Source organism: Aquirufa sp. (assembly GCF_044377215.1).
Taxonomy (GTDB): domain Bacteria; phylum Bacteroidota; class Bacteroidia; order Cytophagales; family Spirosomataceae; genus Aquirufa.
This window is the reverse complement of sequence record NZ_JBILJM010000051.1, coordinates 1-9198: the sequence shown is the minus strand read 5'-3', so window position 1 is coordinate 9198 and position 9198 is coordinate 1. Positions and strand designations below refer to the sequence as shown.

8 protein-coding genes are annotated in these 9198 nt (G+C 42.6%); 2 read left to right on the top strand and 6 right to left on the bottom strand.

Annotation, left to right across the window (positions count from 1 at the left end):
• The first annotated feature begins 209 nt into the window (after positions 1 to 209).
• A complete protein-coding gene (locus tag ACIQ6T_RS10960; RefSeq protein WP_395786327.1) occupies positions 210 to 935 on the top strand; it encodes an RluA family pseudouridine synthase in 726 nt (241 codons plus the stop codon).
• A 10-nt stretch (positions 936 to 945) separates the two neighbouring features.
• On the opposite strand, the gene ACIQ6T_RS10955 is transcribed toward ACIQ6T_RS10960, so the two are convergent.
• From ACIQ6T_RS10955 to ACIQ6T_RS10935, 5 genes are all read right to left on the bottom strand, one after another.
• A complete protein-coding gene (locus tag ACIQ6T_RS10955; RefSeq protein WP_395786325.1) occupies positions 946 to 1353 on the bottom strand; it encodes an RrF2 family transcriptional regulator in 408 nt (135 codons plus the stop codon).
• A 129-nt stretch (positions 1354 to 1482) separates the two neighbouring features.
• The gene (gene rpsG / locus ACIQ6T_RS10950; RefSeq protein WP_130895318.1) at positions 1483 to 1950 is read right to left on the bottom strand and encodes a 30S ribosomal protein S7; all 468 of its coding nucleotides are present in this window, start codon (positions 1948 to 1950) and stop codon (positions 1483 to 1485) included.
• Between the two features lie 69 nt (positions 1951 to 2019).
• Positions 2020 to 2424, bottom strand: a complete 405-nt coding sequence (gene rpsL, locus ACIQ6T_RS10945) for a 30S ribosomal protein S12 (protein ID WP_377980517.1) — start codon at positions 2422 to 2424, stop codon at positions 2020 to 2022.
• A 140-nt stretch (positions 2425 to 2564) separates the two neighbouring features.
• Complete coding sequence (uxuA, locus tag ACIQ6T_RS10940) at positions 2565 to 3755, bottom strand: mannonate dehydratase (RefSeq protein WP_395786323.1); 1191 nt, start codon at positions 3753 to 3755, stop codon at positions 2565 to 2567.
• Positions 3756 to 4079: 324 nt separating this feature from the next.
• The gene (locus ACIQ6T_RS10935; RefSeq protein WP_395786321.1) at positions 4080 to 5588 is read right to left on the bottom strand and encodes a DUF4301 family protein; all 1509 of its coding nucleotides are present in this window, start codon (positions 5586 to 5588) and stop codon (positions 4080 to 4082) included.
• 89 nt (positions 5589 to 5677) lie between these two features.
• Here ACIQ6T_RS10935 and ACIQ6T_RS10930 point away from each other — a divergent pair, with 89 nt between their 5' ends.
• Positions 5678 to 7603, top strand: a complete 1926-nt coding sequence (locus ACIQ6T_RS10930; protein ID WP_395786319.1) for an ATP-dependent DNA helicase RecQ — start codon at positions 5678 to 5680, stop codon at positions 7601 to 7603.
• On the opposite strand, the gene lon is transcribed toward ACIQ6T_RS10930, so the two are convergent.
• A partial coding sequence (lon, locus tag ACIQ6T_RS10925; protein ID WP_395786318.1) for an endopeptidase La occupies positions 7564 to 9198 on the bottom strand: 1635 nt, incomplete at its 5' end. The two genes, ACIQ6T_RS10930 and lon, sit on opposite strands and share 40 nt — an antisense overlap.

Sequence of the window (9198 nt, the reverse complement as noted above, 5' to 3'; positions counted from 1 at the left end):
GCAATTGGGAGTGCAAAGATGTAGGAATAATTTATAAATACCAACTCACTACACGAATTAATTTGTACCCAAATACCTAATTCGCTGAGAATCAAGAGAAAATTGATGGAAAAAAATTTAAAATATTTTGCGCCTGCCGACTTATCGCGAAATAATCCTACCTTTGCATCGCAAATCTAGCCCGATCTTTCGGACTAAAATACATTCCAATGAAAGACTATCACATCATCTACGAAGACAACCACCTCATTATCGTGAATAAAAGGGCAGGTATTCTCGTGCAAGGTGATAGCACCGGCGACGTCACTCTAACCGATGTCCTCAAAGACTACATCAAAGAAAAGTACCAAAAACCCGGCGCCGTGTTCCTTCATCCCGTTCACCGACTAGACCGTCCAGTAAGTGGTCTCGTTATTTTTGCCCGCACATCCAAGGCACTCGAACGCATGATGGAAATGTTTCGTAAACGCGACATCCAAAAAACATATTGGGCTGTCACTCGCAAAAAGCCCTATCCAGAGAAAGGGAAATTAACCCATTACCTGTTGAAGAATGAGGCGAAGAATACCACAACCGCCTACGACTACCCCGAAGGAAAAGCACTCAAAGCCGAACTGACCTATAAATTACTAGGCAAAATCAACTTACACTATCTAGTCGAAGTGGAACCCATCACCGGAAGACCGCATCAGATTCGGGTACAATTAGCCACTTTGGGATGTCCCATCCGTGGCGATATCAAATACGGATACGATAAACCAAATATAGATGCAAGTATTAATCTGCATGCCCGACGGTTGTATTTCATCCACCCTATCAAGAAAACGCCTATCATTTGCAAAGCGTCCGTTCCAGAAAATCCGTTCTGGGAAGAATTCTTAGAACTAGATCCCGATGATTTCAAAATGAAAAATTTGGATCATCTATACGAATAAAAAAAGGAGCTTAAATAAGCTCCTCTAATGTTGTCTTTTCCAAAACAGATAAATTGGCATCTCGCCATTTAGCCAATACCGTTCTTAACTGGCACGTTTCCTCATCTGCACAATCATCACATTTTCCATAAAAATGTAAGGATACACATAAAGCAGGCGCAATAGGACCATCCACAATCCGGATAATTTTCGCAAACGTAACTTCACTAGGAGGAACACGTAAGTAATAACCACCGCCTTTACCTTTTTGACTCTGCAAAATGCCATGGTTACGCAACTCTAATAAAATTGCTTCCAAAAACTTTTTGGGGATTTTTTCCGATTCCGCAATATGCGAAATTAACAATGGGCCCTTCTCATATGACTGAGCAAGTACTTTTAGCGCCTTTAACGCATATTTGGCCTTCTTAGAAATCATATTAATTTGTTGAATTTTGCCAAAGCTACTAAAATTCTAGGAATACTCCACTAGCCCGCTCGATTAACTCCGAAGGGCAAAAAAAAGGCCAACCATTGCTGGTCGGCCTTTTGACATAATTAAATTGAATTAGAAACGGAAGTGAGAGAACGCTTTGTTCGCCTCCGCCATTCTATGCGTATCATCTTTCTTCTTCACTGCTGCTCCCTCTCCTTTAGATGCTGCGATGATTTCGTTCGCTAAACGATCCATCATTGTTTTGTCACCACGCTTACGTGCATAACCAATTAACCACTTCATTCCCAATGAAACTTTACGTTCAGCGCGTACTTCTGTTGGTACTTGGAAGTTGGCACCACCCACACGACGGCTCTTAACCTCGACAGATGGCATCACATTGTTTAATGCTTTTTTCCAAGTTTCTAAACCGTTCTCTTTGGTACGCTCCTCAACCTTGTCCAATGCATCATAAAAAATAGTAAATGCAGTTGATTTCTTCCCGTCGTACATTAAGTTGTTTACAAACTTAGTTACTAATACATCCTTAAATTTAGGATCTGGTAATACGTAGCGCTTTTTTGGTTTCGCCTTTCTCATGTTGTTTTTGTTTAATTTCGACCCAAACTTCTGCTTTAACGTAGCATACTGGATCTTTCAGTTAATAAATTATTTCTTCTTACCTGTTGGAGCTGCTTGACCTGGTTTAGGACGTTTAGCACCATACTTCGAACGAGATTGTAAACGACCAGTTACACCGGCAGTATCCAATGCGCCACGAATAATGTGGTAACGAACCCCTGGTAAGTCTTTCACACGACCACCACGGATCAATACGATCGAGTGCTCTTGCAAGTTGTGACCTTCACCTGGAATGTAGGCATTCACCTCTTTTTGGTTTGTCAAACGTACACGCGCTACTTTACGCATCGCTGAGTTTGGTTTCTTTGGAGTCGTCGTGTATACACGAGTACAAACCCCTCTTCTTTGTGGACAAGAATCCAAAGCAGGTGACTTAGATTTCCAAGTCATTTGCTCACGTCCCTTGCGCACTAATTGCTGAATAGTTGGCATTTTAGCGTAATTACCTGTTTAATTATAAAATCATTTAATCCCTCTCATGCGTGTAAACTCAATTAGATGGAGTTATCCCACACTAATGGGGGTGCAAAGTTAACAATTAGTAATAGAAAACAAAACGGGATTGTAGAAAATTATTTCAAAAAACCACGTATGCCCATTTCTAATCCACGCAATTCGGCCAAACCACGCAAACGGCCAATCGCCGTATACCCAGGGTTAGTCTTTTTGCCCTCTTGCAAATCATCCAACATGCGGTGTCCATGATCTGGACGGAACGGCAAACGATAATCTTTTCTGCCCTCTGCAATACGCTTGTCCTGCTCCTTCACCAAACCCTGCATCACGCCAAACATATCCACATCGCCATCCAAATGGTCCGCTTCATGAAAATTCCCTAACTCATCCCGGCGCGTCGCCCGTAAATGAATAAAATTAAATCGATGTCCTAGGCGGTCAACCATACCCACTAAATCATTATCTGCCCGTACACCATAACTACCTGTGCAAAAACACAAGCCATTGGTATTGCTTTCATACGCATTCAACAATTGAACCGCGTCACTTTCTGTACTCACCACACGTGGCAATCCCAAAATCGGATAGGGTGGATCATCTGGGTGAATCGACAACATCACCCCAGCCTCCTCTGCAGCTGGCGTAATTTCCCGAATGAAATCATAGAGATTCGCGCGCAATTCCTTCTCTCCTACGTTTGAATATGTATCTAAGGCTTCTTGGAAAGACTTCAATGTAAAGCTTTCTTCAGAACCCGGAAGGCCGGCGATGATATTACGAATTAATTTATCTTGCTGTGCTTGCGTAGCTGACGCTAACCATTTTTCTGCGCGGGCGATTTGCTCCGCGGTATAATGTTGCTCTGCTCCTGGGCGCTTTAATAAGAACAATTCGAAGGCACAAAATTCTGCTGCATCAAATCGTAATCCTGTACTTCCATCTGGAAAACGAAAATCTAAGTCCGTGCGCGTCCAGTCTAGAATGGGCATGAAATTATAGCAAACGAGGTCTAATCCTGCTTTGCCAACATTCCTGATCGATGTCTTGTAGTTTTCAATATATTGCTGGTAGTTACCTGAGCGAGTTTTGATATCCTCATGCACGGGGATACTTTCAATCACAGACCACGTTAATCCCGCGGCTTCAATGATCGCTTTTCGCTCCAAAATATCTTTCGATTCCCAAATCTGTCCATTGGGAATTTGATGCAATGCACTCACAATGCCTGTTGCCCCTGCTTGGCGCACATCAGATAATTTAACGGGATCATTCGGTCCAAACCACCGCCATGTTTGTTCTAAAGCCATATTACATTTGTTAGGTTGACAGGGTGCCGCTTCCCGCTGCCGGGGTCTTCGACCCCGGCAGCGGGAAATAAAACTGGCCAACTGCTACGCTGCCGTGGTCTTTGACCACCGGCAGCGTAGAGCTTGACCCTCTCTTCTTTTTTAATATTACATTTAAAAGCTCATTTTAATTAAAAATTACTTGATAATTAAAATCAAGTTCCTGATTATAAAAAAACCTTGCCTGGATACCGGACAAGGTTTCTGTAATCAAGCATTTATATACTTCCAAAACAATCTGCTGGAAGAGGTGCAAAATTAGGTGTTTTTTTACAAACTCAAAAACTATACCCTGTTTTGGTGCGCAGGTCGCAACAAATCCGTAACCGTTTTCACCGGATTAAATGTTTCCAACGGAACCTCCACAAACACCGTATTCCAATAAGCCATCGCACCATTCCACAAACCTGGCAATTCTTGCGCCTTCAATCCGCGACCATCTTTGGTTTTCTCCGTTATAAATCCAGTTGCCATATCACGAAATGCCAATAAATCTAAGCCACGCGGCGCGCAAACCAAATCCACCGGATTAAAATGCGTCGATCCAGCAAACAGTTCTTTTTGGCCTGGATTATTCATATCTACTTGAGCAGATTCAACCAATTGTAAGGATAAATTTCCCATTTCATCCGGGCACCAAAAAGGACCGCCACCCGGCTCTCCCGTATTCATCACGACACCACAAACACGCGTAGGCCGAGCTAAAACAGACAAAAGCAAATCAACTTGATCCGCCAAAAACACCTGTTGGAAATCAGAAGATGGCATATAACCTAAATAAGTACCCATAAATACAAGAGCCTCCGCAATTAATTCCTCCGAAGGATTAGCGCGCAATTGACTCGCTAACGATTCTGAATTAGCTAAAATGGAGACCAATAATCCACCCAATGCCTTCTTATATAAAATCGTCGAATCTTTGAGCGCATCAGGAACGACATTATCAATATTCTTGATAAAAATCACATCCGCTTGTAAGTCATTTAAATTCTCCAGTAAAGCCCCATGTCCCGCCGGACGAAATAATAGCGATCCATCCGACTCACGAAACAAGGAATTATCCATATTCACCGCAACCGTATCCGTACTTGGCTTTTGTTCCGAAAAACTCAACTCATATTGGATACCAAAATGTGCCTCCCAAACCGGTATCAAACGGGCCGCCAAGGCCTCAAAACGAGAACGGTGTTCCGGGGAAACGGTAAAGTGTAAACGTGCCAACTCCCCATTTGATGCATACAATGCCGCCTCCACTAAGTGCTCCTCAAAAGGCGTTCGCGCACCCGATCCATAGGCATGAAATTCCAATAAACCTTTGGGTAAAATTCCGTATTCAAGCCCTGGTGAAGCCAATAAACGTGATAAAACCTCCGTTTCGCCATCACTCGAGGCAATCCATTTTTTCAACGCTGGATAAAAAGAAAATTTCTGAATTTTTTCAAAAAACAAACGCGTTTCCTTGTTGGACTCACCAGACGTCAAATGCTCAAACAATGACTTAAACATACGCGTGGCAGCACCCGATGCTGGTACCATTTTTAATATCGAAAGCGCGGAACGCTCCTGTTCAAACAAACTGACAAAATCAGCTAATTCCACCTCGGAAAAGCGAATTATGCCATCACCCACCGTTGCCGACTTCTCTAAAGCCATCCATGGAAACCCATTTACAAAATATCCAACTTGTTGGCCTATTTCCTCCTCACTTATTCCCCTTGCCCTCAATTGGCCTAAATCCTGCTCATTCAACATGCTACATTTATTTATATCGATTATAAAAATAAGCTTTGGCATAAATTCTACCGCATATTTCTTCAGTTTATTTTTAAAATAAAATCAAGCGGTCTCGATACACACTTTTTTTGGTATTTTTGAACGAACAAATGGCAGATATTCAGCACATATTAGCAAACTATTGGGGCCATAGCACCTTTCGACCACTCCAACAGGAGATCATCGAATCTGTACTTAAGCAACAAGATACCCTAGCCCTACTTCCTACCGGTGGTGGAAAATCCATTTGTTTTCAAGTGCCTGCCATGGCTCAAGACGGGATTTGCATCGTTGTTTCACCGTTGATTGCCTTAATGCAAGATCAAGTAGATCAGTTGACCCAACGAGGCATTCCGGCCGTAGCTGTTTTTTCAGGTATGTCAAATCGGCAAATTGATATCCTACTTGACAATTGCATTTACGGCGCAATCAAGTTTCTATACATTTCCCCAGAACGCCTGAAAACGGATTTGTTTATTGCGCGTGCCAAACAAATGCAAATCAATTTACTCGTTATCGATGAAGCACATTGCATCTCGCAATGGGGATACGACTTCCGGCCGGCCTATTTAGAAATTATCAATTTCAAGCAATTAATTCCGGAATCTACCCCATGTATTGCACTAACGGCATCTGCAAATCAGGAAGTCCAACAAGATATACTGGATAAATTACACCTCAAAAACCCCAAAGTATTTCAAAAAAGCTTTCAAAGGCCCAACTTATCCTACTCCTGTTTATGGGTTGAGGACAAAGAATCCCAACTATTCAAAATGCTAAAGAAAGTGGGCGGCTCTTCCATCGTCTATGCGCGTAACCGACGAAAAACACAGGAAATCGCCGCTTACCTGCAAAAACAAGGGATGAAAGCGGATTACTACCATGCTGGCTTGAGTCCAGACCAACGAACCAGCCGACAAAAAGCATGGATCACGAATCAAATTCAATGCATCGTGGCAACCAATGCCTTTGGGATGGGGATCGATAAATCAGATGTTCGCTTGGTCGTGCATGTGGATCTGCCAGATTCTTTGGAAGCCTATTATCAAGAGGCCGGTCGAGCAGGAAGAGATGAACAAAAAGCCTATGCCGTGGCCATGGTTGAAGAAAATGATCTGATTGAGCTGCAGAAAAACTGGGAAAAATCGTTCCCGAGCGCTGAAGTCCTTCGTAAAACCTACCAAGCCATGAGTAATTTCTTGCAAATCGCGGCAGGAAGTGGCGAACTAAGCACCTATGATTTTGACTGGACTGAAATGGCCCGCCGATTCCAGTTACCCACCTCGGAGACGTTTTATGCGCTAAAAACACTTGAATCTGAAGGTCTATTCCTCATGAGTGATGCTTTTCAAAACCCATCAAAAATCAAGATCCACGTAAACGCGACCGAACTTTATGACTTCCAAATTCGAAATGAAAAATTTGAATCCTTCTTGAAGTTTTTATTGAGGCAGTTTGGCGGGAATTTATACACGCAATTCGTATCTATTTCAGAAGCTTCACTAAGTATCCAACTAAAAGTTCCTGTCGAGGAAATCGAACGCTACTTAAACCTATTGGCCAAATTCGAAATCATCGAATACGAAAAACAAAATGGGTTACCCAAACTCACCTTACTCACACCACGCGCAAACATCGATAATCTGCCCATTTCCTGGTCTGAGTACCTACAAAAAAAAGAGCGCAGTAAATCAAAAATTGATGCCGTTGAATCCTACGTTCGTGATCAAAAAACCTGTCGGACACGTAAGATAAGCGCGTATTTTGGCGAGCAATTACTAATCAATTGTGGCGTGTGCGATATATGTATTCAACGTAAAAAAGAACAAAATGGTCGCGCATACCCAGAAGGGATGGAAGCAGAACAAAAATTAATTCTCAATTACCTGAAAAATGGGTCGATGACCCTAGAGGATTTGACCGACTGCCTCCGCCCACTCACGCGAACAGAGGCAGCTAAAGTCATTCAATTTTGCTTAGAAGCTGGTCAGATTAATTATACCTCAGCAGACACCGTTGCCTTAGCTTCCTCCTGAAAAACGAATTTAACAGGCTTTTTCACCTGCTCAGCTAAAAGTGCAAGAGATAAAACCTCCGTCGCATGTTCCACATAATGGAACCGAAGATCCGAAATGTAATGAGGTTCAATCTCCTCCACATCCTTGCGGTTCTTTACACACATAATGATCTCCTTAATTCCAGCGCGTTTAGCCGCCAAAATTTTCTCTTTAATTCCACCCACTGGGAGGACTTTTCCACGTAACGTAATTTCACCCGTCATGGCCAAATTCGATTTAACACGACGCTGTGTTAATGCCGAAGCAATGGCAGTAAGCATCGTTATTCCTGCCGAAGGACCATCTTTAGGAACCGCACCTGCAGGTACGTGAATATGTAAATTATATTGATCAAATATTCGGTAATCAATTTCATAATCATCCGCATGCGCCTTCAAGAAACTTAAGGCGGCAACTGCCGACTCCTTCATCACATCCCCCAGTTGGCCCGATAATGTCAACTGCCCCTTACCTTTATTCAGCAGCGTTTCAATAAACAAAATATCGCCACCAACAGGCGTCCAAGCCAAACCAGTAACGACACCAGCATACTCATTATTCTCGTATGAATCATTTTCAAACACCTCTTGACCTAACATCCGTACGATATCAGCCGGCGCAACTTTGGCAGGATACAATTCTCCGACGGCAATTGATTTTGTGATTTTACGCACAATACGGCCGATCACTTGCTCCAATTTACGAACACCCGACTCGCGAGTGTACCCCTCAATAATTTTTTGAATAGCCTGATCCGAAAAACTAAAACTAGCTTTTCCTAGGCCATGCTCCAGCTTTTGCTTCGGAATCAAGTGCTTTTTCGCAATCTGCACCTTCTCCTCTATCGTATATCCACTCACCTCAATGATTTCCATTCGATCACGCAAAGCAGGATGAATCGTATCTAAATTATTCGCAGTTGCAATGAACATCACACGCGATAAATCATATTCAACCTCTAAGTAATTGTCTAAAAAGCTGTTATTTTGTTCCGGATCCAGCACCTCTAAAAGAGCAGATTGGGGATCACCACGATGATCTCCACCTACCTTATCAATCTCGTCCAAAATAAAAACTGGATTAGAAGATCCCGCCTTTTTAATGTTTTGAATCACTTTTCCTGGCATCGCACCAATGTACGTCTTGCGATGTCCACGTATTTCAGATTCATCATGCAAACCACCTAAAGCCATGCGGACATATTTGCGTCCAAGTGCTTTAGCAACCGAACGACCCAAGGAAGTCTTACCCACACCTGGAGGGCCATAAAGGCACAAAATAGGAGCTTTCATATCGCCCTTCATTTTCAAAACTGCCAAGTATTCAATAATACGCTCTTTAACTTTTTCTAAGCCAAAATGATCCGCATCCAATACCTTTTTTGCTTTAATCAAATCAAAATTATCTTTCGAATATTCTGACCAAGGCAAGTCTACCAAAAGCTCCATATAATTCATGAGCATCGGGTATTCGGGTGACATGGAATTGGTACGCTGCAATTTGGCAAGTTCCTTGTGAAAGAAATCATTGACCTCTTTTGTCCACTTTTTCTTAGCTGCCTTCGCCCGCAATCC

What these genes read in the sequence shown, in the direction of transcription:
- ACIQ6T_RS10960 (WP_395786327.1), top strand. Translation starts at nt 210, where the DNA reads ATGAAAGACTATCACATCATCTACGAAGACAACCACCTCATTATCGTG.
- ACIQ6T_RS10955 (WP_395786325.1), bottom strand. Translation starts at nt 1,353, where the DNA reads ATGATTTCTAAGAAGGCCAAATATGCGTTAAAGGCGCTAAAAGTACTT.
- rpsG (WP_130895318.1), bottom strand. Translation starts at nt 1,950, where the DNA reads ATGAGAAAGGCGAAACCAAAAAAGCGCTACGTATTACCAGATCCTAAA.
- rpsL (WP_377980517.1), bottom strand. Translation starts at nt 2,424, where the DNA reads ATGCCAACTATTCAGCAATTAGTGCGCAAGGGACGTGAGCAAATGACT.
- uxuA (WP_395786323.1), bottom strand. Translation starts at nt 3,755, where the DNA reads ATGGCTTTAGAACAAACATGGCGGTGGTTTGGACCGAATGATCCCGTT.
- ACIQ6T_RS10935 (WP_395786321.1), bottom strand. Translation starts at nt 5,588, where the DNA reads ATGCCAAAGCTTATTTTTATAATCGATATAAATAAATGTAGCATGTTG.
- ACIQ6T_RS10930 (WP_395786319.1), top strand. Translation starts at nt 5,678, where the DNA reads ATGGCAGATATTCAGCACATATTAGCAAACTATTGGGGCCATAGCACC.